Source organism: Nocardia sp. NPDC055321, assembly GCF_053645575.1.
Window position 1 is genome coordinate 429,852 of record NZ_JBSHMS010000002.1, and the last position, 25,482, is coordinate 455,333.

Annotated in this window: 23 protein-coding genes; 5 read left to right on the top strand and 18 right to left on the bottom strand. The window is 69.7% G+C overall.

Annotation, left to right across the window (positions count from 1 at the left end):
• Positions 1-621: 621 nt before the first annotated feature.
• The 7 genes from dhaM to ACWIGI_RS04540 all read right to left on the bottom strand — a co-directional run bounded on the left by dhaM (position 622) and on the right by ACWIGI_RS04540 (position 6,146).
• The gene (gene dhaM / locus ACWIGI_RS04510; RefSeq protein ID WP_454200937.1) at positions 622-1,365 is read right to left on the bottom strand and encodes a dihydroxyacetone kinase phosphoryl donor subunit DhaM; all 744 of its coding nucleotides are present in this window, start codon (positions 1,363-1,365) and stop codon (positions 622-624) included.
• On the bottom strand, positions 1,362-2,072 hold the full coding sequence (locus tag ACWIGI_RS04515; protein WP_454200938.1) for a DAK2 domain-containing protein: 711 nt from the start codon (positions 2,070-2,072) through the stop codon (positions 1,362-1,364). Before ACWIGI_RS04515 ends, dhaM begins: the two co-directional genes overlap by 4 nt.
• Positions 2,072-3,073, bottom strand: a complete 1,002-nt coding sequence (gene dhaK, locus ACWIGI_RS04520; protein ID WP_454200939.1) for a dihydroxyacetone kinase subunit DhaK — start codon at positions 3,071-3,073, stop codon at positions 2,072-2,074. Before dhaK ends, ACWIGI_RS04515 begins: the two co-directional genes overlap by 1 nt.
• A gap of 126 nt (positions 3,074-3,199) precedes the next feature.
• Positions 3,200-3,946, bottom strand: a complete 747-nt coding sequence (locus ACWIGI_RS04525) for a hypothetical protein (protein ID WP_454200940.1) — start codon at positions 3,944-3,946, stop codon at positions 3,200-3,202.
• 80 nt (positions 3,947-4,026) lie between these two features.
• The gene (locus ACWIGI_RS04530) at positions 4,027-4,788 is read right to left on the bottom strand and encodes an AIM24 family protein (RefSeq protein WP_454200941.1); all 762 of its coding nucleotides are present in this window, start codon (positions 4,786-4,788) and stop codon (positions 4,027-4,029) included.
• Positions 4,789-4,801: 13 nt separating this feature from the next.
• Positions 4,802-5,512, bottom strand: coding sequence for an AIM24 family protein (locus tag ACWIGI_RS04535; protein ID WP_454200942.1), 711 nt, complete (start codon positions 5,510-5,512; stop codon positions 4,802-4,804).
• 10 nt (positions 5,513-5,522) lie between these two features.
• Positions 5,523-6,146, bottom strand: coding sequence for an AIM24 family protein (locus ACWIGI_RS04540; protein WP_354984930.1), 624 nt, complete (start codon positions 6,144-6,146; stop codon positions 5,523-5,525).
• A 111-nt stretch (positions 6,147-6,257) separates the two neighbouring features.
• On the opposite strand from ACWIGI_RS04540, the gene ACWIGI_RS04545 reads away from it, so the two are divergent.
• The gene (locus ACWIGI_RS04545) at positions 6,258-7,589 is read left to right on the top strand and encodes a TerD family protein (protein WP_454200943.1); all 1,332 of its coding nucleotides are present in this window, start codon (positions 6,258-6,260) and stop codon (positions 7,587-7,589) included.
• A gap of 171 nt (positions 7,590-7,760) precedes the next feature.
• Here ACWIGI_RS04545 and ACWIGI_RS04550 read toward each other — a convergent pair whose 3' ends face one another.
• The 3 genes from ACWIGI_RS04550 to ACWIGI_RS04560 all read right to left on the bottom strand — a co-directional run bounded on the left by ACWIGI_RS04550 (position 7,761) and on the right by ACWIGI_RS04560 (position 12,923).
• Positions 7,761-9,341, bottom strand: coding sequence for a glycosyltransferase family 87 protein (locus tag ACWIGI_RS04550; protein ID WP_454201030.1), 1,581 nt, complete (start codon positions 9,339-9,341; stop codon positions 7,761-7,763).
• A gap of 204 nt (positions 9,342-9,545) precedes the next feature.
• Positions 9,546-11,729, bottom strand: coding sequence for a transglycosylase domain-containing protein (locus ACWIGI_RS04555; protein ID WP_454201031.1), 2,184 nt, complete (start codon positions 11,727-11,729; stop codon positions 9,546-9,548).
• A 786-nt stretch (positions 11,730-12,515) separates the two neighbouring features.
• Positions 12,516-12,923 (bottom strand): DUF5318 domain-containing protein, encoded by a 408-nt coding sequence (locus ACWIGI_RS04560; protein WP_454200944.1) that lies wholly within the window; start codon positions 12,921-12,923, stop codon positions 12,516-12,518.
• Positions 12,924-13,140: 217 nt separating this feature from the next.
• Between ACWIGI_RS04560 and ACWIGI_RS04565 the strand changes: the two genes are divergently transcribed.
• Positions 13,141-13,698: a PadR family transcriptional regulator gene (locus tag ACWIGI_RS04565; protein ID WP_454200945.1), complete on the top strand. Its 558-nt coding sequence runs from the start codon at positions 13,141-13,143 to the stop codon at positions 13,696-13,698.
• Entirely contained in the window at positions 13,691-14,788 is a 1,098-nt protein-coding gene (locus ACWIGI_RS04570) for an inositol-3-phosphate synthase (RefSeq protein WP_454200946.1), read from the top strand. The genes ACWIGI_RS04565 and ACWIGI_RS04570 overlap by 8 nt, the downstream gene beginning before the upstream one ends.
• Positions 14,789-14,977: 189 nt before the next feature.
• On the opposite strand, the gene ACWIGI_RS04575 is transcribed toward ACWIGI_RS04570, so the two are convergent.
• The 6 genes from ACWIGI_RS04575 to ACWIGI_RS04600 all read right to left on the bottom strand — a co-directional run bounded on the left by ACWIGI_RS04575 (position 14,978) and on the right by ACWIGI_RS04600 (position 21,771).
• Positions 14,978-15,403 carry a GyrI-like domain-containing protein gene (locus tag ACWIGI_RS04575; protein WP_454200947.1) on the bottom strand — a complete coding sequence of 142 codons (426 nt, stop codon included), beginning with the start codon at positions 15,401-15,403 and terminating at the stop codon, positions 14,978-14,980.
• Between the two features lie 5 nt (positions 15,404-15,408).
• Positions 15,409-15,864 carry a GyrI-like domain-containing protein gene (locus tag ACWIGI_RS04580; RefSeq protein ID WP_454201032.1) on the bottom strand — a complete coding sequence of 152 codons (456 nt, stop codon included), beginning with the start codon at positions 15,862-15,864 and terminating at the stop codon, positions 15,409-15,411.
• Between the two features lie 183 nt (positions 15,865-16,047).
• Entirely contained in the window at positions 16,048-18,201 is a 2,154-nt protein-coding gene (locus ACWIGI_RS04585; protein WP_454200948.1) for a transglycosylase domain-containing protein, read from the bottom strand.
• Positions 18,202-18,466: 265 nt separating this feature from the next.
• Entirely contained in the window at positions 18,467-19,375 is a 909-nt protein-coding gene (locus tag ACWIGI_RS04590) for a carbohydrate ABC transporter permease (protein ID WP_454200949.1), read from the bottom strand.
• Between the two features lie 11 nt (positions 19,376-19,386).
• On the bottom strand, positions 19,387-20,361 hold the full coding sequence (locus ACWIGI_RS04595) for a carbohydrate ABC transporter permease (protein WP_454201033.1): 975 nt from the start codon (positions 20,359-20,361) through the stop codon (positions 19,387-19,389).
• A 108-nt stretch (positions 20,362-20,469) separates the two neighbouring features.
• Positions 20,470-21,771, bottom strand: coding sequence for an ABC transporter substrate-binding protein (locus ACWIGI_RS04600; RefSeq protein WP_454200950.1), 1,302 nt, complete (start codon positions 21,769-21,771; stop codon positions 20,470-20,472).
• A gap of 147 nt (positions 21,772-21,918) precedes the next feature.
• On the opposite strand from ACWIGI_RS04600, the gene ACWIGI_RS04605 reads away from it, so the two are divergent.
• Both ACWIGI_RS04605 and ACWIGI_RS04610 read left to right on the top strand, forming a co-directional pair.
• A complete protein-coding gene (locus ACWIGI_RS04605; RefSeq protein WP_454200951.1) occupies positions 21,919-22,773 on the top strand; it encodes a DUF2786 domain-containing protein in 855 nt (284 codons plus the stop codon).
• Between the two features lie 11 nt (positions 22,774-22,784).
• Positions 22,785-23,312 carry a TIGR04338 family metallohydrolase gene (locus ACWIGI_RS04610; protein ID WP_454200952.1) on the top strand — a complete coding sequence of 176 codons (528 nt, stop codon included), beginning with the start codon at positions 22,785-22,787 and terminating at the stop codon, positions 23,310-23,312.
• 28 nt (positions 23,313-23,340) lie between these two features.
• Here ACWIGI_RS04610 and ACWIGI_RS04615 read toward each other — a convergent pair whose 3' ends face one another.
• Entirely contained in the window at positions 23,341-24,330 is a 990-nt protein-coding gene (locus ACWIGI_RS04615) for an o-succinylbenzoate synthase (RefSeq protein WP_454200953.1), read from the bottom strand.
• A gap of 385 nt (positions 24,331-24,715) precedes the next feature.
• A complete protein-coding gene (locus ACWIGI_RS04620) occupies positions 24,716-25,303 on the bottom strand; it encodes a hypothetical protein (RefSeq protein WP_454200954.1) in 588 nt (195 codons plus the stop codon).
• Between the last annotated feature and the right edge of the window lie 179 nt (positions 25,304-25,482).

The following is a 25,482-nucleotide window of genomic DNA, read 5'->3' on the forward strand; positions in this document are numbered from 1 at the left end:
GCATTCGCGGCGCTGGTCGCGGGTGGCGATCTCGCGGACGCGGTGGACGGCGGCGTCGGGGCCGGTGGCGGTCACGGCCGGGTGGTGACCCGGCGGACGTCGAGGGTCGGGACATCGTGGTAGCCCCCGCTTTTCGGGGCGCACGGATTGTTTGAATCGCCTGCATTTCACTGTTTTTCCCGGCTAGCCTCCCGCGCAACGGATCGCAATCTTCGGAGGCAAGCATGCGACGTGGAATCAGCGGAATCATCCTGGCGGGTGCGGTGATCGGCACGGTCCTGGCGGGACCGGCGAGCAGTGCGAGCGCCGACAGCGGCAGTTCCTCGGGAAGTCAGGGACTAGATCTCGGCAGCGCGATCCTGGATTGGGCGACGAGCGGCAGCCATCTCCATCCGGGCTGCACGGGTGACGCGAACGGTCCCTGTACATCGGGGGCGAGTCCGGTCGATTGATGCTCAGCCGCTCAGGGCCGGGCGCTGCCGAAGCGCCGCCCGGTTCCGCGAATTGTTCCCACCGCGTTGTGCCGACTCCGCGGTGCCGTCACGAACGAACGCCGATGGCGGCGCGGGAACACCACGGCCCGGTGGTCGACCGATCGGACCGGGCCGGCATCCCGCGCGGCTAGTCGCGGGTGGCGACCTCGCGGACGCGGTGGACGGCGACGGCGGCGTCGGGGCCGGTGGCGGTCACGGCCAGGTGGTGGCCACGGCGGACGTCCAGGGTCAGGAGCTGGGTCAGGCTGGTGGCGGGGACCGGGCCCGCGCCGGTGGTGGCGTTGTGCAGGCGCACCTCGGCGTTCAGATCGCGCAGGGCGGCAACCAGTTCGGCTGCGGGGCGGGCGTGCAGGCCGTGGGCGCCGGTGACCGGGAAGACCGCCGCGGCTTGCGACTGCATCGTGGTGACGCTCGATTCGTGGGTGGCGGCGGGTGCCTGGGTGGCGTCTCGGGGATCCGCGGAGCCGGTGTTGTTCGCGAGCTGAACGCGTTTGGCGTCGAGGGCGTGTTCGGCCGCGTACGCCACCTCCTCCAGGGACGCGCCGCCGCCGGCCTCGGCCAGGGCCGCGACCAGGCCCTCGACCAGGGGTGCGGCGGAAAGCCGGACCCGGACGGGGGAGTCGAGGAGTTCCACGGCCGTATCGGCGGACAGGACCGCGCTGCCGAGGTCCATCAGCACCAGTACGCCGTCGCCGGAGTCGGCGGCCGCGATGGCCTGGGCGACCGACTCGGCGTCGGTGCCCAGTTCGTTCTCGTACGAGCCCGCCGCCATCTCGATCCGAATCGACTGGGCGGGAAGCAGGTCGACCGCCAGATCCACCGCGGCCCGGGCCAGCGGGCGACTGTGCGAGACCACGACCAGCCCGATCATCGCAGCGCTCCACGAGCCGCCCGCACCAGCAGGGCCGCGCTCGTCGCGCCCGGATCCTGATGTCCCGCACTGCGTTCCCCCAGATAGGAAGCCCGCCCCTTGCGCGCGACCAGGGGAATTGTTGCCGCGCAGCCCGATTCGGCCGCCACGGTCGCCGCCGTCAGCGCCTCGGCCTCGGTCGATCCCGCCTCGGCCTGCTCGTCCAGTGCCGCGGCGGCCGGCAGCAGCGCGTCGAGCATGGTCTTGTCGCCGGCCTGGGCCTTCCCCCGCGCGATCACCCCGTCGACCCCGGCCCGGAACGCCCGTGCGAACCCGGCGGCGTCCGACCCGGCCGGGTCGGACGCGATGGCGTCCGGGCCGCCGCCGGAACCGGAGGGGCCGTTGCCGATCGCGCCGGAACCCGTTGCAGGGTGAGTGGATTCGCCGTCCGCCACCGCCGACCCCAGGCGCAGGAAGAAGGTCCCGTACAGCGGCCCGGCGGCCCCGCCCACCGTGCGGATCAGGGTCAGGGCCGTCTGCTTGTACACCCCGGCGGCGGAGTCGGGGGTGGCCTCATCGAGACCGGCCACCACGGCCTCCAGCCCGCGCCGCAGATTCGTGCCGTGGTCGGCGTCCCCGATCGCGGCGTCGAGGTCGGTCAGTTCCGCCTCGTGCGCCAGGACCAGGCGGGCGAACTCGCGCACCCAGGCCGCCGCGTCGACCGCCATCACATGCCCCAGCGCAGCGCGGGGGTGCGGACGGGGTAGTCCCACAGCGCCGTCAGTTCGTCGTCGAGCCGGGTCAGCGTGACCGAGCAGCCCGCCATGTCCAGGGAGGTGATGTACGGGCCGACCAGCGAGCGCGCGATCTCGATGCCGTGCCCGCGCAGGATGCGCGACACCTCGTCGAACATGAGGTACAGCTCCAGCAGCGGCGTCCCGCCCATGCCGTTGAGCAGGCACAGCACCCGATCCCCGCGCCGGAAGGGCAGATCCGCCAGCAGCGGTTCCACCAGTAGCCCGGCGACCTCGCGCGCGGGGGCCAGTGGCAGCCGCTGCCGCCCCGGCTCGCCGTGGATGCCGATCCCCAGTTCCATCTCGTCGTCGCCGAGCTCGAAGGTCGGCCGCCCGACCGCCGGAACCGTGCACGAGGTCAGCGCCACGCCCATGCTGCGCGAATCCGCGCTGACCCGCGTCGCGATTCCGGCCACCTCGGCGAGTGTGCGTCGCTGCTCGGCCGCCGCCCCGGCGATCTTCTCCAGCACGACCGTCGCGCCCACCCCGCGCCGCCCGGCGGTGTAGAGGCTGTCCTGCACCGCCACATCGTCGTTGACCACCACGGCCAGCACCTCGATGCCGGTCTCGGCGGCCGCCAGTTCGGCCGCCATCTCGAAGTTCATGACGTCGCCGGTGTAGTTCTTGACGATGTGCAGCACCCCCGCGCCGCCGTCGACCGCGGCGGTGGCCGTCAGAATCTGATCGGGGACGGGCGAGGTGAAGATCTCCCCGGCGCAGGCGGCGTCGAGCATGCCCGGCCCGACGAATCCGGCGTGCAGCGGTTCGTGCCCGGAACCGCCGCCGGACACCAGCCCGACCTTGCCCGGCACCGGCGCGTCGGCGCGCACCACCACCCGCGCCTTCGCGTCGACCCGCAGTTCCGGATGCGCCGCGGCCATCCCCGCCAGGGCCGCGTCGACCACCTCGGCCGGATCGTTGATGAGCTTCTTCACCGAATTCTCCCTCCGCGGGGACGGTTCGAATCCACTGCAGCCAGACTCGCACCCGGCCTCGTCCGGGATGGTCGTTTCGGCCGATATCCGGTTGGCCGGCCCGGCATCCCGCATCCGTCCCGGGAGCTAGTCCGCCCGGTCGGGCGCCAGATCGTCTTCCAGCGACCGGGCCAATTCGATATCGGTCACCAGCTGCACCATCAGATCCCGCAACTCGCAATCGGGCAGGTGGTGCGCGGCGAACTCGAAGGGTTCGGAGACGTCCAGCCCGCCGCGGGTCGCCTCCAGGATCACCCACGGTATGCCCACGTCGGCGACCCCCAACCGGTCCCGGACCAGATCGGCGGTGTCGTCGATCAATCCGGTGCGCCGCGCGACGGCGGCGGTCATCTGATCGTCGAGCTCGGCGCGCCGATGTTCCAGCGCCCCCAGGTCCGCGTCGATCTCCTGCGCCACCGTGGTGCGCACGCTGCCGTCGTCGAACACCTGGAAGCCCTCGTTCACCGCGGTGGTGCCCAGCGCGATCTCCGATTCGGCGAGGGTGGGCAGGGTGCGCAGGCAGTCGAGCACCGCGTCCAGCGCCACCACCAGCCGATCGCGAATGTCGCGGCGGTGCACCAGCTCTCTCTCGGCTTCCTCGCGCTCGCTCAGCACCTGTTCCACGGCCCGGCCGATCTGGAAGGCCATGGCCGTGGACTCCGGAGCCCAGCCGCCCTCGGGCACGTACTCGCCCTCGCCGGGGGTGATCGAGTCGAGGAAGGCGTTCACCGCGTCGAGCAGGTCCTCCAGCTGGGCGCGGGACACGGCCGAGTGCCGGAAGGCACGCAGATACTGTTCGTGCGCCTGCCCGGGATCGACCTCTCCGTCGCTCACGAGACCGATACTGCCATGCGCGAGTGACGGACCGGCGCAATGGCAGCAAACATCTGGCGTGCCCTATCGGACGGGGGTGCTCAGTACCCCTGCTGCTGTCCGAGCTGCTGCATGATCGTGCTCTGGATCTGCTGCAGCCCGCCGGGGGTGACACCGCTCTGCAGCTGACCCTCGATGGATCGCACCAGATGCGTGTCGTCCATGACCTTCTCGCTCGACTGGATCAGCACGGTCCCCGCGCCGGTGAAGTCGAACTGCCGCTCCTCGCCGGAATTCACGCCGAATCGCGCCGCACCCGCGGCCAGGAAACTGGACACCCAGCGCTGGTCGTAGTGGTGGCTCGGAGACGGGCAATCCGCCCAGCCGACCAGCGATTCCGGATCCACCCGCAGCGGCGGTTCGGCGAACATGACCGGCCCGTTGGAGGAGGCGAGGAACTTGCCGGTGCCGATCAGGGTGAGGAACCCGGGCACGATCGACTGGTTCAGCGACAGCTCCGGTTCGAACGCCAGCAAATTCGCGGCACGAACCGTGAGGTTGCCGTTGTCGAGGTCGTAGGAGTTGATGTCGTAGCCGCGGTCGCCGATGATCAGCTTGCCCTGACCCTCGGCCACCACGTAGTCACTGGTGAACAGCGGCGCCGAGAACTGCTGCGACACCATGTGCAGCAGCCCGCCCTGCAGCCCGTGCGTGAGCGCCCGGAACTCCATCTGCCCGTAGTACGCGATCATCGCGCCCCGGCGCATGAACCACGGCTTGCGCAGATCGATGGAGTACGCGTAGCTGTTGCCCGGAATATTGTTGCTGTCACCGAGATTCATCGGGTTCAGGATCTGGCTCATGGCTCTTGCAACCTCACAACTTCTGCTCGGACGCCTGCACGTACACCACGCCCTGGCCGACGCAGTGCAGCTGCATGGCCTCGCCGGACCCCTTGCCGACCGCGTCGCGCCAGCTCAGCGCCGACTTCAACTCGGTCTGCACATTGCCGTAGGCCGCCACGAACGCCTGCGGATCGACGACCACCGGATACTGCCCGCCCACGGGCAATTCGATGAAGCCGCCGTGCCCGAGCAGCACCGCGCTGCCCTGACCGGAGATCTGCGTCGTGAACATGCCCGCGCCGGTGAGCACCCCGGCCGCCGCGCCGCGGATCGCGCCCATCAGGCCGCCGCCGCGCCCACCGCCGCCGCCGGAGCCGCCGGAACTGGCCACCGACACGATCGAGGTCTGCAGCGACGCCGAATTGGCGAGCAGCCGTGAGGCTTCCACCCGCAGCACCGCGCCCGGCTGCATGTGCACGACCTGGGTCTCGAGACCCGCGAAGCCGTAGTGCACCTCGCCGTGACCCTGCGCGAGCATGGTGCGCTCGTGCTCGCCGGCCATCATGCGACCGGCCATGCCCGCGATACCGCCGAGCCCGCCCATGCCGCTGGCGCCGGGCACCTGATGCGGGGAGAAGGACACGTCACCGGTGTAGAAGAGCATCGACCCGGTGCGTGCGACCACGCCGCCGGCCTGGCCCACGTTGACCTTGACGACCTTCGCGTTCACCTGTTCGAACATGGCGTTCCCCTCACCGCTCGGCAGGCTGGATCAAGACCAGTCCCTGCCCGTCCCAGCGCAGCGAGAACGCCTCGCCGCTGCCCTGTCCCATGACGCCGCGCCACGAAACATCGGTCACGAACGACTGATTCAGGTTGCCGCGGGCCGCGACGAACGCGTCCGGATCCACCACGAGCGGATACTGCGGCGACACTTCCAGGTGGATGAGCGGCCCGCCCGCGGACAGCAGCGCCACCTGCCCGACCCCGCTCACCTTGGTGGTGAACAGGCCGGCGCCGGTCGACGCGCCGCGTAGTCCCGCGAAGGACACGTCGGTGCGCAGATTGCCGGCGAACGCCAGCAACTGCTGCGACTCCACCTGCAGCGTCTCGTTGTTGAGATCCACCACGGTGACGTGCTGACCGTTGACCGCGAAGAAGACCCGGCCGTTGCCGGTGCATTCCATGAGCGAGAGTTGCTCGCCGGTCGCGCGGCGCTTCATTCCGGCCAGAATGCCGTCGCCGCCGCCGAACCCGGCGCTCTTGAACTGGACATTGCCTTCATAGGCGACCATGGACCCCGAAATCGCCCGGATGCTTGTCCCGGCGAGATGGGCCTCGATCACCTTCTTTGACTTCTCGAAAAGCTGTGCCATCCATGCCCCGTACTAGAACTGTGCAGCAACCCTAACCGATCATGTCGGCGGCTGGGGTGCCCGATTTCTCGTAGAGTGGCACCGACAGCACCGGCAAGCGAAGGGTCGACCTTGTCTGCAGCTTTGGTGAAGGGCCAGAACGGCCCTTTGAATACGAACGACGTGGTGATCAGCGTACAGATCGCCGCACCCGCGGACCTCTCCGCACTGCTGGTCACCGAAAGCGGGAAGGTCCGTTCGGACGCCGATTTCGTCTTCTTCAACCAGCCGACCGGCCCCGGGGTGAACCTGCAGCCCGGCCCGGGCGGGCAACCCGCGGCCCTGGTGATCTCGCTGGCCGCCGTACCCGCGGACATCGACCAGATTCGCGCGGTCATCACCCTGGACGATCCGGGCAACAACTTCGGCCGGATCACGGCCCCGGTCGCCCTGGTCTCGGACACCGCCGGGAACCCGCTGTTCGAGTACCGGGTCGAGGGCCTGAACACCGAATCCATCGTCATCGCGCTCGAGGTGTACCGGCGCCAGGGCGCGTGGAAGGTCCGCGCGGTCGGGCAGGGCTACGCGGGCGGATTCGCCGCGCTGGTCACCGATCACGGCGTCCAGGTGAACGCGCCGCAGCAGCCCGCGGCCCCGCAGGACTACGCCCCGACCGGTGGATACCCGCCGCCCGCCGATCAGTACGGGCAGTCCGGCGGCTACCCGCCGCCTGCGGGCCAGTACGGCCAGGCCGGTGGATATCCGCCGCCCACAGAGCAATTCGCGCCGGCCGGGGGCTACCCGCCGCCGCAGGGCGGGGGCTACGCCCCACCGCCGCCCCCCGCGCAGGCGCCCTCGATGTCCAAGGACCTGCCGCGCGATCACGCGGTGAGCCTGGTCAAGGGCCAGAGCGTCAACCTCCGCAAGGAGGGCGGCGCGGCGCTGACCTACGTGAAGATGGGCCTGGGCTGGGATCCGGTCAAGCGCGGCGGGATCTTCGGAAACCGCGCCGTGGACATCGATCTCGACGCCTCGGTGGTGCTGTTCTCCGACACCGCGCCGGTCGACGTCGTCTACTACGGCAGCCTCGCCTCCAAGGACGGCTCGGTGCGCCACCAGGGCGACAACCTCACCGGCGAGGGCGCGGGCGACGACGAGGTCATCCTGGTCGACCTCACCCGCATCCCCTCCCAGGTCAACTCCCTGCTGTTCGTGGTCACCTCGTACAAGGGCCACACCTTCGAACAGGTGGCGAACGCGTTCTGCCGCTTGATCGACGGCGGCAACAACGCCGAACTGGCGCGCTACACCCTGGCCGGCGGCATGCCGTTCACCGCGATGGTCATGGCCAAGGTGTACCGCAACGGCAACGGCGTCGACTGGAAGATGGAGGCCCTCGGCGAGGGTTTCCAGGCCAAGCATCCGGGCGAGGCGGTTCCGCAGCTGGCCCGGTTCCTGGGCTGACCGGGCCCGGTTGGTAAGCCCGACCGGAAACAGACAAAGACCCCGCGCTCGAAAGGAGCGCGGGGTCTTGATGTTTGAAGGGGGAAGCGGGCCCCGCGATACCCCATTCCGGGCAGCGTGGGTCGTGAGCAGTCGACCACCGCGCGCGGCCCTCGGCCGAGTGGATACCCGCTAAGTCGCCGGCGCCGCCGCGCGCGGCCGCAGCAGCGCTGGCAGGCGGGGCCGATCGGGATCGGGCGCGTGGTTCAACACCCCGCCGATGGGATCGTCCACCCCGTCCCGGCGCACCGGGTCCTCTTCCGGCCGGTAGATCTGGCGAATCACCAGGGCGCACAGGATGACCACGGCGACATCGCGGATCGCGACGGTGCCCGTGAACCACTGTTCGGGCAGGCCCTTCTTGTCGGTGCCCAGGTAGTAGTACATGCGCGGCGCCCAGACCAGGGCGTCGATCGTCATCCAGGCCAGCAGCACCCGGCGGTGCGGCAGCGCCAGCACCGCGAGCGGGATCAGCCACAGTGAATACTGCGGGCTCCACACCTTGTTGGTGAGCAGGAACGCCGCCACGACCAGAAAGGCCAACTGCGCCAGGCGCGGTCGCCGCGCGGCGGTCAGCGCTATCCACCCGATGCCCGCGCACACGGCCAGGAACAGCACCAGCGACACCGCGTTCAGCACCGACGGCGTCTCGCGCGCGCCGAGCACGCCGTCGAAACCGGTCCAGCCGGTGAAGGAGCCGATCACGTTGTAGATGGAGTCGGGGTCCGCGTGGCGTTCGGTGTTGAGCCGGAAGAACTCCCACCAGCCCTTGGGGTACAGCACGGCGATGGGCGCGTTCACGGTGAGCCAGGTGATCGCGGCCGCCGCGATGGCCGCCCCGGCCGCGCGCAGCGGGCGCAGCCCGCCCCACAGCGGATCGTCGTCGTCGCCGAATCGCGCGGTGCGCAGGCACAGCACCAGGATCGGGCCGAGCAGCAGCAGCGGATACAGTTTGGCCGCCCCGCCCAGGCCGAGCAGCACACCCGCGAGCACGGGCCGCCGCCGCGCCCAGGCCAGCAGGCCGCCGGCCGCGAAAGCCGTTGCGAGGGTGTCGAAATTGGTGAACGCGTGCACCAGGATCAGCGGTGAGAGCGCCATCAGCGCCACGTCCCACACCCGCCGGCCCGCCAGCTGCGCCGATGCCCAGATGGTCACCAGCCACGCGATGGCGAGCCCGAAGGCGACGACGTTGAAATAGATGACCACCTCGAGCGCGCCCGGCAGCGGAGACTGCTTCCACGCCTTGGCGATTCCCATGGCCGCGTACTGGTACAGGCCCGAGACCACCGGGTATTCCATGTACCGGACCTGGGGCATGCCGTCGCCGCCGAAGTCCATCCACTGCTTCTTGTACGGGAACGCGCCCTGATCCAGGCGTTCGGCGCCGTACAGCGGCACCGTGTCCGAGTAGCACATGGCCACGTACTGGCGGCCGTTGTTCCAGTCCAGGCCGAGCACGCCGTTCTCGTCCGGCGCCTGCTGGATACAGGCCGCCTTCCCGAACCAGCTCAGCGCCAGGAAGACCAGCGTGAACGCGAACAGCACCCGCATGGGCGTCCAGAACCGCACCCGGCCGATGACCGCGTGGTCGCCGACCGGTCCGCCGATGAGATCGCACAGCTGGGCGGTGAGAGTGTCGGTGCGACTGGGCTTGTCGCGATCGTCCACCGACCGCAGATCCGCGGCGAGCGGCGCCGGGGATTCGTAGAGCACCGCGCCCGGCTCGGCCGCCGCGCCGCCGAACGACGCGGCGTCCGCCGGGCCGCCGGGCCGTGCCGCACCCGCCGCGGCGCGCTCGTCACGTCCGTTCCCCGTCGCACCCGAATCCTCGTTCCGGTCGGATTCGGGTGCGTGACCGGCCGACTCGCTGTCCGCTGCCCGCCGGTGCCCCACTCCCTGCTCGATCACGACCCGAGGCTACCGACTCCGGGTCGGTGCGCCGCCGTTGCCGTTCCCATTCCCGTTGCCGTTGCCGCCGTTGCTGTTCCCGGCGGCGCCGGGCGTCGTCGTCACCGGTGAACCGTCCGACGGTGCGACCGGCTGTCCGGGCAGCGGCCCGTCCCCGGAATCCTCCGAGGTGGTCGGCGCCGCGCGCTGCTGATTCTGCGGGTTGGGCGCCAGCCCGGGAACCGGGATGGTGATGCCGGGCAGGATCTCGACCTGGCTCTGGGTGATGACCGGCGGCAGGACCGGGGAATCCTCGGTCGAGGGCGCGGTGTACGGCGCGGACCAGGACGGGACGCCCGCCTGGCCGCCGATGGCCGCCGGCTTGGGGAACGACTCGTTCTGCGTGCCCTTGAGCGCGCCGTCCATCGTCTTCTTCCAGATGTCCGACGGCAGGCCGGAGCCGTAGACCGAACCGCCGTTGGCGTTGACCAGCTTGTCGCCCTGTTCGGTGCCCACCCAGACCGCGGTGGACAGCGACGGGGTGTAGCCGACCATCCAGGCGTCACGGTTCGCGCCGGTGTCGCCGAGCTGGTGGGTGCCGGTCTTGGCCGCGGAGTCCCGGTTGCCGGAGAGGTTGTGGTTGCGCGACCAGGCGGCGATCGGCTTCATCGCGGCGGTGACGTTGTCCGCGACGGCGGCCGAGACGCGCTGTTCGCCCGCGGTTTCACCGCGATCGAGCAGGACGGTGCCGTCCGAGGTGGTGACCTTCTGCACGAAATGCGGTGCGCGGTAGACGCCCGAGGCCGCCAGGGTGGCGTACGCGGAGGCCATGTCCAGCGGCCGCACCTGGTACTGGCCGAGCACGACGCCGTTGTTGGGGCCGTTGCCGTCCGGTTCGGTCAGCGTCTTCTCCACGCCCGGAATCGATTCCGGGATGCCGAGCTTGTGCGCCATGTCGGCGATCTTCTGCGGGCCGTCGCCGGGCATGTCCAGCATCATGCGGTAGAAGCTGGTGTTCAGCGAGCGCTTGAGGGCCTCGGCGATGGTGCACATGCCGCACTGCTCGCCCTCGACGTTCGTGATCTTGATGCCGTTCACGGTGACCGGGGAGGAGTCGTACAGCGTGGACAGCGGCTTGCCCATCTCCAGGTTCTCGGCCAGGCCGAACACCTTGAAGGACGAACCGGCGGGCAGGCCGGCGTTGGCGAAGTCGAAGCCCTGACCGTCGTTGCCGCCGTAGTAGGCGACCACGGCGCCGGTCTTGGGATCCACCGAGACCACCGCGGTACGCAGGTTCTCGGGTTCCCCGTCCATGACGTTGGTGACCGCGTCGAGCGCGGCCTGCTGCGCCTGCGGGTTCAGCGTGGTGGTGATCGAGAGGCCCTCGGTGTTCAGCTCGCGCTGGGTGATGCCCGCGGCCTCGAGCTCGGCGAGCACCTGGGTCTTGATCAGGCCCTCCGGACCGGAGTCCAGGTCCTCGTTCTGCGCGGACTGCGCGGCCGGAACCACCTCCGGGAACACGACTCCCGCGCGTTCGGCCGAGGGGAGGTTGCCGCCGCTGACCATGCCGTCGAGCACGTAGTTCCAGCGGGTCTCGACGCCCTTGCGGTTCTTCTCCGGGTCCAGGTTGGACGGCTGCTGGATGACGCCCGCCAGCACCGCGCCCTCGGACACGGTGAGTTCGGTGACCGGCTTGCCGAAGTACGCCTTGGCGGCGGCGTCGATGCCGTACGCGCCGCGGCCGAAGTAGATGGTGTTCAGGTACGCGGTGAGGATGTCGTCCTTGGACCACTGCCGCGCCATCTTGGCCGAGATCACCAGCTCGCGCAGCTTACGGGTCAGCGAGCGCTCGTTGCCGACCATGGCGTTCTTCACGTACTGCTGGGTGATCGTGGAACCACCACCGGCGCTTTCCTTGCCGGTCAGGTTGTCCCAGAACGCGCGGCCGAAGCCCTTCATCGAGAAGCCGGGGTTGGTGTAGAAGTCCCGGTCCTCGGCCGCGATCACCGCGTTGCGCACGTGCGGCGGGATCTGGTCGATGCTCACGTCGGTGCGGTTGCCCTCGGGCGGAACCACTTTCGACAGCACGGTGGTGCCGTCGGAGAGGTAGATGGTCGCCACCTGATTGGTCTTGAGGTCGCCGGGGCGCGGCACGTTCACGCCCGAGTACGCCACCAGGAACGCGGTGCTCGGCACCAGGATCGCGACGGCCATCAGGACATAACAGACACGGCGAACGGTCCGCCAGACCGACTTCTGCTTGGGGCGGCGGCCCTTTCCGCCGGCGCCGCCCGAACCCTCGCCGCCGGGACGCCGCGGCGGCGGACCGCCCGGGGTGTCACCGCGCCTGCCGTTCGCGGGAATCGCGCCCGACGGCGGCCGGGTGCGATCGTCGGCGGGCCGCGGGCGGGTGGCGGTACCGGCGCCGGCCGCACCGGCCGCGCGCGGGCCGCGATCTCCGGCCCGGGGGTTGCGCTCGGCCGCGCGGTCGGCGCGATCGGACTGCGCGGCGCGCTGCAGATGCGGCGGCACCGCTTGGCGCTGACCGGTATTCACCCGCTGCGTGGCGTCGGGTGCGGGAAGTTTGCGCGTGGCATCGGGATTCGCGGGCCGCTGCGGCTGATTCGGCGCGGGCCGGCGGGCCTGCCCGCCCGGCGGCGGCACGGGACCGCGCGGCGGCTGGCCGTTCGGCCCGCGCGGCGGCACACCGCCCGGCGCGGGGCGGCCCTGTCCGCCCGGACCCGGTCCGGGCCGGCCCATACCGGGCTGCTGCTGTCGCGGCGCCCCTGGCGGGGGACCTGCCGGTCGCGGCGGCGGATAACCGCCGGGGCCCGGTTGCGAACCGCCACGCTGGGGGCGGCCGCCGTGCGGTCCGTCGTCATAGGGCGAATTCACAGCCTGGATCTCCAATAACTACTCGATACGGTCCTGTAGCTCGATGCGGTCACGTGCCACCGCGGCGGGCAGGTCTGCCCGCTGATCAGCAGTCGACGTGGCCTTTCACTCGGCGCGGGTGCCGGTGCGGCGGCGGCGTCCGGTCGGTGCCGGAGCCTGGCCCACCACGTAGGACTGCACCAGATGGTTCCAACTGCAGGTCCGGCAGACCTCGACGACGTGCACCGAGAACTCCTCGCGAGATTCGGCCATCCGAATCAATTCCTCCGGCGTACGCGCCGACCCCGCTGCCTGACCCAAGCCGTCACCGTAGACCCACGATACGAGTGTGAGCTGTTCTTTTCGGCAGATAGGGCATGTGACCTCGCTCCCGCGCCCGTGGAACTTCGCCGCGCGCAACAGATAGGGATTCGCGTCGCATACCTCGGATACAGCTACTCGCCCCGCGTAGACATCGGCGAGCAGCGACCGGCGCCGAAGCGCATAGTCCACTACCTGCCGCTGTATTCGCACGCGACCCAGAGTACTTGCGGGTGTCCTCCCCCCGCACGCCCCGGATCCACTCTCGAGCCCGCGGGCGGGCCGCTACGAGGTAACTCCGCCCGCCGGGCCGGGTGATCGTGATGCGGGTCGCAGCCAGAAGTCGCCTCCGGTATATCGGCGCGATATAGTTTCGTACTGCATCCATCGGTTAGATCTGTAGACAACAGTCAGAAGGGGGTGAGGCTCGGTGCTCGAGTTGGCAATCCTCGGGCTGCTCCTGGAATCTCCGATGCACGGTTACGAGCTGCGCAAGCGGCTCACCGGGCTGCTCGGCCCCTTCCGGGCCTTCTCCTACGGGTCGCTCTATCCGACCCTGCGGCGCATGCAGTCCGACGGCCTCATCGCGGAAGAGATTCCACCGGGGTTGACCACGCGGCGTGCGCGGCGGGTTTACCAACTGACTGATTTCGGCCGGGAGCGGTTCGCCGAGCTGCTGGCCGATACGGGACCACAGAACTACACCGACGACGGCTTCGGCGTTCATCTGGCTTTCTTCACCCGTACCCCCGCGGAAGCGCGGATGCGGATTCTGGAGGGTCGGCGGAGGCAGGTCGAGGAGCGCCGAGAGGGCTTGCGGGAGGCGATCAAACGAGCCAGCGGGCAGCTGGATCGCTACACCCGCCAACTCCATCAACTCGGTCTCGAATCAAGCGAGCGCGAAGTGCGCTGGCTCAACGAGTTGATTGCTGCGGAGCAATCGACGAAGGCGGCACCACAGAAAGAGGGAAATATCGGCCATGAGTGACATCAACACCGAAGTACGGGTGGCCATTGTCGGCGTCGGTAACTGCGCTTCTTCCCTGGTCCAGGGCGTGCAGTACTACCGGGACGCCGATGCCGACTCGACCGTGCCGGGTCTCATGCACGTCAAGTTCGGCCCCTACCACGTCCGCGACGTCAAGTTCGTCGCCGCGTTCGACGTCGACGCCAAGAAGGTCGGATTCGACCTGGCCGACGCGATCTTCGCCAGCGAGAACAACACCATCAAGATCTCCGACGTGCCGCCGTCGGGCATTTCCGTGCAGCGTGGTCCGACGCTGGACGGCATCGGCAAGTACTACGCGGAGACCATCGAGCTCTCCGACGCCGAGCCGGTCGATGTGGTCAAGGTCCTGAAGGACGCCAAGGTCGACGTGCTCGTGTCCTACCTGCCGGTGGGCTCGGAGGAAGCCGACAAGTTCTACGCGCAGTGCGCGATCGACGCGGGCGTGGCCTTCGTCAACGCGCTGCCGGTGTTCATCGCCTCGGATCCGGTCTGGGCCAAGAAGTTCGCCGACGCCGGTGTGCCGATCGTCGGCGACGACATCAAGTCGCAGGTCGGCGCGACCATCACGCACCGCGTCATGGCCAAGCTGTTCGAGGACCGCGGCGTCACGCTGGACCGCACCTACCAGCTGAACGTCGGCGGCAACATGGACTTCAAGAACATGCTCGAGCGTGATCGCCTGGAGTCCAAGAAGGTCTCCAAGACCCAGGCCGTGACCTCGAACCTCGAGGGTCCGCTCGCCGGCAAGGTGCACGACCGCAACGTGCACATCGGCCCGTCCGACTACGTCGAGTGGCTCGACGACCGCAAGTGGGCCTACGTCCGCCTCGAGGGTCGCGCCTTCGGTGACGTGCCGCTGAACCTGGAGTACAAGCTCGAGGTGTGGGACTCCCCGAACTCGGCCGGCATCATCATCGACGCCGTGCGCGCGGCGAAGATCGCCAAGGACCGCGGCATCGGCGGACCGGTCATCCCGGCCTCGGCGTACCTGATGAAGTCCCCGCCGAAGCAGATCGCCGACGACGTCGCCCGCGCTCAGCTCGAGGCGTTCATCATCGACGCGGAGTAGATCGCCCATCGAGGAAACTCGGCACAGGTGAGGGAGGCCCCGGCCGGAAGATTCCGGCCGGGGCTTTGCCGTGCCGGGGGCAGGTGAGCTCCGCCCCCGAATCTCCGATCGGCGCGGCGTCTCGATCCTCGTCATGGACGAAGCCGCCCCCCGCGATCGCAATCGCGGGGGGCGGCTTGGCTTTCGGCCTCAGTCGAGCGAAATGTACACCTCGACCGAGGTCGGTCCGGTGTAGCGCTCGATCTCGGCGCGGTGCGAGCGGGTGATCGTGCCCGCGCTCTCGGCCTTGGCGACCTTGGCCCACGCGGTGCGCAGCAGGTCGTAGGGCTTGTCCGACACGACGAACTTGGCGTAGCGGCCGGTCGGGACGCGGGTCACCACATCGCCGGTGTCCAGGTGATCCAGGCCGGGCACCTCGTAGCCGAGGATGGCCACGGCGTGATCGTTCTGGCCGATGTAGGCCGCCACGCGTTCGACCTTCTTCTCGCGGGCGAGGTACCTGTCCCAGGTGAAGTTGACCAGGTCCAGGTCCCGGGCGGTGACCTCGCGCCCGGCCAGGGGGATCGTGAGCCCGCCGACCAGGAACGCGTCCATGGTGATGATCTCGAAATCCACGGCCCCTACCCCTCCGCGCCGGTATCGAGCGCGACGAAAACCTCAACGGTCCGGGAGTCCGGATACCGTTCGTAATCCCCGGTGTACGCGCGGGTCAGCGTGCCCGAGGCTTCCAGATCCCAGACCGTGCGCCAGATCGAGGCGATGACGTCGCCCAGATTGTCGCCGCTGCGGCTGAACCGGGCGAACGTGCCCGCGGGGATGCGCGCGAGCACATCACCGGGCTGTAGGTCCTCCAGCGTCCGGCACCGGTAGCCGACGATATGGGTCAGGTACGAACCGATTTCGGGCGCGTGATCGACATACGCGGTCGCGGGTGGACCGGGCAGGCTGCGCGCGAGGTTCTGTTTCCAGGCCTCCTCGACCTTGGCGCGGCGCGGTCCTTCGACCGCCAGCGCCGGGCTGCGTAGCACCGTTCCGGCCACCAGCGTTTCGTGGCGTTCAACGACATTGAAATCCACCGGCGTCGCCCCTAAGTCTCGTGCTGTCTCCGACCCCACCCTGCTCCTGACCCGCATCCTGCCACCGATCTCCGGAGTCGATGGCACCGGTGGCCGATTCCACAATATCCGCGGCCGGGGGCAGATGGGTCGGGTCGTCGTGATTCATGATCAACAACGATGGGGAAGTCATCTGCGCCGACCTTAACCCGGAACCGGGATGGACAGGCCCGGGAAGATCTCGACCTGCCGGGGTTCGGGCGCCGGCGGGATGATGACCACGGGTTCCTGCTGCGGTCCGGGCCCCGGATTGAGGATGTCGTAGTTCGGATCGGCCGGTGCGGAGCCGGCGATCGGGACCGGATTGGGGAACTGTTCTACCGGCGCGCCCGCCAGCGCGCCGTCCATGGTCTGCTTCCAGATATCGGCGGGCAAACCGGAACCGTAGATCGCCCCGCCGCGCGCGGTCCGAATCGGCTGGGACTGTTCGGTTCCCACCCACACCGCGGTGGACAGCGACGGCGTGAAGCCGACCATCCAGGCGTCCTTGTTGTATCCGGTGTCGCCGAGCTGGGTGGTTCCGGTCTTGGCCGCGGACGGGCGGCCCGCCAGATCGTGCCCGTTGGAGTAGCCCGCGATGGGCAGCATGGCCTGGGCGACGCTGTCGGCGACGGTGGTCTGGATGCGCTGTTCGGTGCGCTGCGGATCGGCGTCGCGGTCCAGCAGCACCCGCCCGTCGCCGGTCAGCACCTTCTGCACGAAATACGGTGCGCGGTAAGCCCCGGAGGCGGCCAGGGTGGCGTACGCCGAGGCCATGTCGATGGGGCGCACCGAGTACGCGCCGAGCACGATGGCCGGCAGCGGCGGCCCGCCGTCCTCGGTCAGGGTGCGACCGGCGACGCCCGGGATCTGCTCCGGGATGCCGGCCTGGTGCGCGGCGTTCGCGATGGCCTTCGGTCCCTCGAACAGCGCCTGGCTGAGCCGGTAGAAGCTGGTGTTGAGCGAGCGCTTGAACGCCTCGCTCAGCGGGCAGGTGCCGCAGGTCTCGTCCTGCACGTTGGTGATCTTCTCCCCGTTCACGGTGAGCGGGGCGCTGTCGAGCCGATAGGAGAGCGGGATGCCCTGCTCCAGGGCGGCCAGGACCGCGAAAGTCTTGAAGGCGGAACCGGTTTGCAGCGGGGCCTGCGCGAAGTCGAACCCGATGCCGTCGGGTCCGCCGTAGTAGGCGCGCACCGCGCCCGTGCGCGGATCGATCGACACCACGGCGGTGCGCAGTTCGCCCGGCTGGCCGCCCAGGACATCGCCCACCGAGTTCAGCGCCGCCTGCTGGGCGCGGGCGTCGATGGTGGTGATGATCTGCAGCGCACCGGTATTGATCTCCTGCTCGCTGATCCCGGAGGCGCGCAGTTCGCGCAGCACCTGGGCGCGGATGAGCCCCTCGGGTCCGCGCGGGATGCTGTCGTCGAGTTCGGTGATCGGCAGGATGTCGGGAAACACGGTGGCGGCCCGCTCGTCCCGGGTGAGCTTGCCCATCTCGATCATGCCGTCCAGCACGTAGGCCCAGCGCGCCCGCAGCGGCTCCAGATGGGTTTCCGGGTCGAGCAGGGAGGGGGTGCGCACCACGGCGGCGAGCACCGCGCCCTCGGCGAGGGTCAGTTCCGGTACGGGCTTGCCGAAGTACGCCTTGGCCGCGGCGGAGATGCCGTACGCGCCGCGGCCGTAGTAGATGGTGTTGAGGTAGGCGGCGAGGATGTCGTCCTTGCTCCACTGGCGCGCCATCTTGGCCGAGATGATGAGTTCGCGCATCTTGCGGCTCAGGGTGCGTTCCGAACTCAGGAAGGCGTTCTTGACGTACTGCTGGGTGATGGTGGAACCGCCGCCGGCGTCCTCGCGGCCCAGGACGTTGTCGCGCGCCGCGCGCACGAAGGCCGAGGTGGAGTAGCCGGGATTGGTGTAGAAGTTGCGGTCCTCGGCCGAGAGCACGGCGAGGCGGACCGGTTCGGGCACGTCGCGCAGCGGCACCGGGATCCGATTGCCCTCGGGCGGAACGACCTTGGCGATGACGCCCTGGCCGTCGGAGGTCAGGATGGTGGCGATCTGGTTGGTCTGCACCGACTCCGGGTCGGGGATCTCCGCGCTCCAGTACGCGAGGGTCAGCACCAGCGACGGCAGCGCGATGAAGATCAGGAACAGGGACAGGGCGAGCCTGCGCAGGCGCTGCGCCCGGGTGCGCACCGGCCGCCGGGCCCGGCCGGGTTCGGATGGGCCCGGTGCGGCGGGGGGTTTTCTGCGGCGCTGCGGCCTGGTGTGCCCCGGTTGTCTGGGCAATTCGGTTGTGATCTCGTTCCAGCCTGCCATGCTGGCGTACGGTGCCGGTTCCGGTCGGCGCCGTTTGCGGGACGAGCTCACGAGCATCTCCTTTGGGAGCGTTCGACGAAGCTTGCGTACTAGCGCGCCGCGGGCGCGGCGCGACCCATGCTAGTGGACGCATCCTTTCCCGCTGTTCAATTGCGCGTGGTCGGTTCGCTTGCCCCGGGGCGCGAACGAGACAGGGGTTCCGGCGGTCGATGACCGCCGAAACCCCTGCTGTTTCGCGAAGTTTCGAATGCTCCCGTGCGCGGGCTCAGCTCTTGACGCCGCCCGCGGTGAGACCGGAGATGATCCGGCGCTGGAACAGCAGCACCATGATGACCAGCGGAATGGTCACGATCGTGCCCGCCGCCATGATCGCGGTGTACGGCTCGACCTGCGGGTTGTTACCCGAGAAGCGGGCGATGGCGACGGTCACCGGCTCGGTGGAGTCCACCGAGAGCAGGCGCGCCAGCAGGTACTCGTTGACCGAGGCGATGAAGGCCAGGATCGCGGTGGTGAACACCGCGGGCGCGGCCAGCGGCAGCATGATCAGCCGGAACGCCTGGAAGCGCGAGGCGCCGTCGATCCGCGCCGCTTCCTCCAGCTCCCAGGGCAATTCGGTGAAGAACGACGCCAGGATGTAGACCGTCATCGGCAGCACGAACGAGATGTTCGGGATGATCATCGCCTGGTAGTGCCCGATCCAGCCGATATCGGTGAACAGCTGGAACAGCGGGGTCACCAGCACCACCGCGGGGAACATCGACGCGCTCAGGATGACGCCGGAGACCAGGTACTGGCCCTTGAAGGTCAGCCGGGCCAGCGCGTAGGCGGCCATCACGCCGATGACCAGCGCGACCGCCGTGGTCGCCGCGCCGATCGCGACGCTGTTCACCAGCGCGCGCCCGAAGTCGTTGCCGCGGCTGGTGTCGAAGGCGTCGCGGAAGTTCTCCAGCGTCACGTGGGTGGGCCACGGGGTGTTGTCGAAGGTGTAGTCCGGATCGCGCAGCGCGGTGACGACCATCCAGTAGAACGGTGCCAGGCCCCAGACCAGCACGATCAGCGCGCCCAGGTACACCCGCGCGGAGGCCAGTCGCTTGGTCCACGGAACCGCCTGCGGGGCGGGCGCTTTCGGGGAGGCGGCGGCCCGCACCTCGTCCACGGCGGGAGATTTCGACATGCTCACGTTCATCAGTGGGCCTTCCGCTGCTCTTCCTGAGTGCGAACCGCGTTGGCGCCCAGCACCTTCACCAGCATGAACGCGACCGCGAATATCAGGAAGAAGGTGATCACGGACAGGGCCGAGGCGCTGTTCGGACCCTGGCGCACCTGATCGACCACCAGCATCGAGATGGTCCGGGTGTGCGGATTGTCCTGGGTCAGGATCGCGGGCAGGTCGTACATGCGCAGCGCGTCCATGGTGCGGAACAGCACGGCCACCAGCAGCGCGGGCTTGAGCAGCGGCAGCGTGATGTGCACGAAACGCTGCCACGCCGACGCGCCGTCGACCCGGGCGGCCTCGTACACGTCGTTCGGAATGACCTGCAGCCCCGCCAGGATCAGCAGCGCCATGAACGGGGTGGTCTTCCACACGTCGGCGGCGATGACCGCGAAGCGCGCGGCCCACGGATCGGCCGTCCACAGGATCTCGGTGCCGAGCACCCGGTTGACCACGCCGTCGTACTGGAACATGAACTCCCACAGCCGCGCGGTGACGGCGGTGGGAATGGCCCACGGGATCAGCACCGCCGCGCGCAGCAGGGCGCGGCCCTTGAAGGTCTTGCCCATGATGACGGCCATGCCGAGGCCGATGGTGGCTTCGAGCGCGACGGTCACCACGGTGAACAGCAGGGTGATGCCGATCGCGGTCCAGAACTGCGAGCCGAGGTTGCCGGTGGGGCAGCTGACGGTCTCGCCGAGGCCGTTGGTGCACTGCTGCAGCAGCCAGTGCGTGTAGTTGTCGAAGCCGGCGGAGCCGCCCTCGACGAACATGCCGGTCGCGGGGTCGAGTCCCGAGTCCTTCTGAAAAGACATCCAGACCGCGCGAGCAACCGGATATCCGATCACCACCGACAGGGCGAGCAGCACCGGGCTGACGAAAAGCCAGGCCTTGGCCGATCCGGGTAGTCCGGATCGGCGCTTCGGTTGTGACGGTGCGGGTTTCACGGACTTGGTGAAGTCGGGGGACGCGACCTCGGCCGCTCCCGAAGGACGTGACACCTGTTCTCTTCTCCTACACGACTGACTCGTCGGGGCCTCTCACCGGAGCCGGGATCACCGACCCGCGGTCTCGATGCCCTGCTGCATTCCATCGATCGCGGCGTCGATGGACTTCGTACCGGTCAGGGCAGCATAGGCGTTGTCCTGAATGGCCTTGGACACCGCGGAGTAGAACGGGGTCACCGGACGCGGCACGGCCGAGGCGATGGACTCCTTGAGCGCGGGCAGGTACGGCATCTTGGCGATGAGCGCCGGATCGTCGTACACCGAGGCGCGCACGGACGGCAGGGCGCCCGAGGCCACGATGTGCTGGGCGTCCTCGGAGATCAGGAAGCGCAGGAAGTCCAGTGCGGTGGCCTTGTTCTTGGAGAAGGCGCTGATGGCGGCGTTGTAGCCACCCAGGGTGGAGGCGCCGACGCTGTCCTTGCCCGGCAGCGGGGCCACGCCGAACTTGTCCCGGACAGCCGAGGCGTCCGAACCGGCGTCACCGAAGGAGGACGGCCAGCCGCGCATGAACAGCAGCTTGCCGCTCACGAAGGCGTTCTGGCTCTCGGGCTCCTTGAAGGAGATGGCTTCCTTCGGGATCTCGCCGTTCTTGTACCCGTCGACCAGCACCTGCAGGCCGGCCTTGGCCTGCGGGCTGTTCACGGTCGGCGTCTTGCCGTCCGGGCCGACGAAGCTGCCGCCGAAGGCGTTGATGACCTCGGCGGTGTTCACGGTCAGACCCTCGTAGGGCGCGAACTGCCCGGCGTAGCAACCGATTCCGGCTTCCACGGCCTTGGGGCAGTTGGCAAGCAGCTCGGTCCAGGTCTTGGGCGGCTCGGGAACCAGGTCCTTGCGGTAGAACAGCAGGCCGCCATTGGTGTTGCGAGGCGCGGCGTAGAGCGTGCCGTTGTAGGTGGCCGAGGCGACCGGCGGCGAGAGCAGCGTGGAGGTGTCGATGCTGAAGCCGTCCTTGAGCGGCTGGATCCAGCCTCGGGCGGCGAACTCGGCGGTCCACGGCACGTCCAGCGCGATCACGTCGTAATCCGACTGCTTGGCAGTCATGTGCTGCACGAGGTCGTCTTTTTGCTGGGTGGCGTCGTTCGACTGCTCCTTGAACGTCACCTTCTCGTCCGGGTGCGAGGCGTTCCAGCGGTCGATGAGCTGCTTGACCGCACCGGTTTCGGTGGTGTCCTTGCCCTCGACGTAGGTGATGGGCCCGCGGCCGGTGAGGTTCTCCGAGGTGGGGTTGCTACCGCTGTCGCTGGAGCACGCGCTGGCGAACGTCACGGTCAGCAGCGCTGCTGAGGTGACCACCATCGCGGCACGCGGCACGAGCGACGATCGTAGGGACGACACCTTCTTCAAAACCATCGCGGATACTCCAGGGTCGAGACGTGAGCGGCAGCACACTCAGCCGGTTGCACAAGGGAAGATACATGGTGGGAACTCTGTGTGCCGGGACTACCTCGGGGTTCGCGCCCGCCACCGCGGACATCCGCCCAGCTAGGCTGAGTGCCGATGTCTGCACAGGACAAGTTACTCACCAGGATCGGTGGTCTGCTCCGGCAGGCCGAGTCCACCGACAACGAACACGAGGCCGAAGCCTTCCTCGCCGCAGCTCAGAAGCTCGCGACGCGGTCCGCGATCGATCTCACGGTCGCGCGCGCCCACGTGGCGAGTCGCGAGCGCAGGCCGACGCCGGTTCAGCGGGTCATCCCGATCGGCGAGTCCGGGAAGAAGGGACTGCGGACCTACGTCCAGTTGTTCGTGGCGATCGCCGCCGCGAACGATGTTCGCTGTGATGTCGCCCGCACCTCGACCACGGTCTACGCGTACGGTTTCGACACCGACATCGACACCTGCTCCGCGCTGTACGGGAGCCTGATCGTGCAGATGGTGCGGGCTTCGGACCACTACATCAAATCGGGTTCCTATCGCACGGCCACGACCGAGAAACTGGTGGTCGAGACCACGCGCTGGGGCAGGCGGGTGCAGCGCACGGTGCAGGCCCCGGTGGCGGCGGTGACGGCGCGGCTGAATTTCCAGATGGCGTTCGCGGCCCGGATCGGGCGGCGGCTGGCGGAGATCAAATCCGAGGTGGAGGCCGAGGCGGTGCGCGGTGACGCCGGGCCCCCGGCGCCGGGCGCGCCGCCCACCGGTACGGCATTGGCGCTGCGCAACAAGGAGATCGAGCTCACGGATTTCTACCGGAGCACCTCCGAGGCGCGCGGGACCTGGCAGGGGCCGCAGGCTTCGGCCGGGTACTCCTCGGCCGCGCGGCGGGCCGGTGATCGCGCCGGGCGCGCGGCCCGGCTCGGGAACAACGCCGAACTGGACGGTCCCCGTGGGCAATTGCCGCGCGGGGAAGGATGATCGGTGATGCGTTGAGTGTGCGAGACGCCCAGCGCGCCCGTGTCTACGACGCGGAAATGCTGGTGCGCGGGGTGTTCGACCGCGCCGACGAGTTCGGCGCGCGCGGCATCGAGGTGTTCGGCTCGCAGGTGACGCTGCCGATCGAGCGGCGGTTCGCGTCGGTGGAGTCGGTGCAGACCTACGCGGATCGGGTGCTGGCGTTGAATTGGGTTCGGGCACAGTGGGAGCCCGCTGCCCACCCGATCACCGTGCGGGCTCGTGCGGGTGCGAAGGCGGCCCACTACGAGGCGGGGAAGGCGGTCCTCGCCGTCCCGCTGCACGCCCACGGAACCGCCTGGGCGCTGCGGGAATTGGTGATCCTGCACGAAATAGCCCACCACCTGGACCCGTCCCCGGCGGATTCGGCACCCCACGGTCCCGAGTTCTGCGATCGCTACCTCGACCTGCTGTCCGGGGTGATCGGTCCCGAGGCGGCACTTCTGATGCGCAGCACCATGTTCGACTGCGGCGTGCGCATCGGCGCGCGCTCGGGCGACTGAGCGCCCGCCCGAAAGCCTGCCGCCCGCGTCAGCTGTCCGGGAGCAGCTTCCGGACGCGGTCGAGCCGCTGCCGCCACCAGAGTTCGCGGGCGGGATCGGGGTGGCGGTAGCGCTCAAGGAGGGCGGGGTCCGGGGCGGGCGGTGCGGGCGGGACGGTGAGGTAGCCGTCGACCGGGCGCAGGGAGTCGGTGACGGTGTCGCCGGTGAGCAGGGACAGGGTGTCCAGGCCGCAGGCGAGGTCGAGGTGGGGGAGGGTGGCGGCCAGGCGGATCTGGGCGGCGAGGCCGACGCTGGATTCCAGGGCGGAGGAGACGATGCAGGGGAGCCCGGCGGCTGCGGCGACCCGCAGGGCGCGCCGGACACCGCCCAGGGGCGTGCATTTGAGCACCGCGATGTCGGCGGCGCCGGCCACCGCGACGCGGAGCGGGTCCTCGGCGCGGCGAATGGATTCGTCGGCGGCGATGCGCACCGTGACCCGGCGGCGGACCTCGGCGAGCTCCTCGATGGTGCGGCAGGGCTGTTCGACGTACTCCAAACCGCCCGCGGCACGGTCGATTCGGGTGATGTGGTCGATCGCGGTGGCCACGTCCCAGACCGCGTTGGCGTCCACGCGGACCGCGCCGCCGGGGCCGAGGGCCTCGCGGGTCGCGGCGACCCGGTCCAGATCCTCGGCGAGGGAGTCGGGATGGTCGGCGACCTTCACCTTGGCGGTGCGGCAGCCGGAGGCGGCGACGATCTCGCGTGCCCGGTCCGGCCCGACGGCCGGCACGATGCAGTTGACCGGCACCCGATCCCGTACCGGCGCGGGCCAGCCCGCGCTCACCTGCTCCACCGCGGTGGCCAGCCAGTTCGCGGCTTCGCGGTCGTCGTATTCGGGGAAGGCACAGAACTCGCCCCAGCCGAGCGGCCCGGGAATCAGCATCCCCTCGCGCACGGTGATGCCGCGGAATCGCGTCCGCATGGGTATGGCGTACACGACCGCGGCATCGAAGTCCGGTCCACCGGGTTCGTCACTCATCATCGTGCAGCCTACCCAGCGCGTTCGCCCCGAATCCCCTTCGCCGGACCCGGGGTAGCGGTCGCCCCCGTATGCGGTCAGAATCGGGATGACGACGATCAACCGGGGGAGCCCACCAATCATGTTTCCGCCCAACGAACCGCGACGGCCGGGGGCGGACGACCCGCGCTCGCGCCCGGGCCATCCCGGAACCGGCGATTTGCCGGTGATGAGCGGGCCGAGTGGCCAGTCTTACCCACCCAATCCGGGTGGACATCGGCCGAGCCCCGGGCCTGCCACGGGTGACCTGCCCGCCTTCGGCGGTGCGGGCGGCCGGTTCGGGAGCGGCCCCGGCGGTCCGGGACATGGGGTGGAAAGGCCTGCCGGGCACCCGGGGACCGGTGAGCTAGCGGCCTTCAACGGTGCGGGCGGACAGAACTTTTCGCCGGGCGGGGGCGGGCAGCTGCCCGGACCGGGTGAACGGAATCAGCCTCTCGGCCGGGCCTTCGGGGGCGCGGCGGAGGGTGCGGGACAACACATGTCGGGCGGGGCCGGGCATCCACGAACGGGAGATCTTCCAATGACGAACGGCGCGGGCGGGCCGGGTTACCCGGCGGGACCGAACAATCAGGGGCGGTCCGGTGACCCCGCGCAGCAGCGCAATCCCCAGGGGCCGGGGCCGGGAGGGCCGGGGCCGCAGCGTAATCCGGGTCAGCCGCAGGGGCCCGGGCGTCAGCAAGGGGCCGATGGCTACGGGCAGCCACAGGGCGCGGGTGGTCCGGGGCAGCCGGGACACGGTCAGCCGCAGGGGCCCGGTGGTCAGCCGCAGGGTCCGGGCGGGCCGGGGCGTCGGCCGGGATCCGACAACTACGGTCAGCCGCAGGGGCCCGGTGGGCCGGGACAACAGCAGGGTCCCGGCGGACAGGGGCAGGGATCCGGCGGGCCGGGGCCGCAAGGTCAGCCGCAGGGTCCGGGTGGGTACGGACAGCCGCACGGTCCGGGGCAGCCGGGCGGGTACGGGCAGCAGCCCCAGGGGCCGGGTGGGCCGGGGCAGTCCTGGGGCGCGGGCGGGCCGGGCCAGCCGCCGAGTGGTGCTCCGCCGCAGCGGAATTCGTGGGAGCCGGGGCCGCCGTCCGGTCCCGCTGGGCCGCAGCAGAGTCCGGAAGCGCCCGT